Here is a 704-nt window from a genome sequence, read left to right as displayed (position 1 = left end):
GGCGCTGGTGCGCCTGGACTCGCACGTCCACCGGCTCATCTGGAGCTTCCATCACGTCATCCTGGACGGGTGGAGCATGGCCCTGCTGCTCAAGCAGGTCTTCGCGATCTACCAGTCGCTGGTGTCGGCACACGCCGTTCCGAAGCTGGCAACGGGAGCGAACTACCGCGACTACATCGCGTGGCTCCAGCAGCAGGACGCGGGACGGTCCGAGGCCTTCTGGCGCGCGGAGCTCGCGGGCCTCCACGCGCCCACGCCGCTGCCGGGCGCCACGGAGTCGTCCGAGCACAGCCCCTCCGGTCACGCCGAGCGGTCCCTCTCCCTGTCCTCGCGGACCACCGCCGCGCTCCAGTCCTTCGCGCGCCGGCAGCAGCTCACGCTCAATACGCTGGTGCAGGCGGCGTGGGCCCTGGTCCTCTCCCGCCACAGCGGCGAGCAGGACGTGGTCTTCGGCGTCACCGTCTCCGGACGGCCCCCGGAGTTGCCCGGAGCGGAGGACGCCCCCGGCCTCTTCATCAACACCGTGCCGGTGCGCATGCGCGTGGAGGCGGAGTCCACCGTCTCCACCTGGCTGCACCACCTGCAGGCCCGCCACACGGAGTCGCGGTCGTACGAATACGACTCCCTGGTCCGCATCCAGGGCCTCAGTCAGGTGCCGCGAGGCACGCCGCTGTTCCAGAGCCTCTTCGTCTTCGAGAACTACC

1 protein-coding gene is annotated in these 704 nt (G+C 70.2%); it reads left to right on the top strand.

Translation table 11 applies throughout. The features are described 5' to 3' along the window. Positions 1–704: condensation domain-containing protein (locus ACLEQD_RS44740; RefSeq protein WP_410391972.1), on the top strand; the 704-nt coding region annotated here is incomplete at both ends.

This window comes from Corallococcus sp. 4LFB (assembly GCF_046520365.1).
In the GTDB taxonomy this organism is placed as follows: domain Bacteria; phylum Myxococcota; class Myxococcia; order Myxococcales; family Myxococcaceae; genus Corallococcus; species Corallococcus caeni.
The sequence above is the reverse complement of the archived record's forward strand: the minus strand, read 5'-3'. Positions and strand labels throughout refer to the sequence as shown.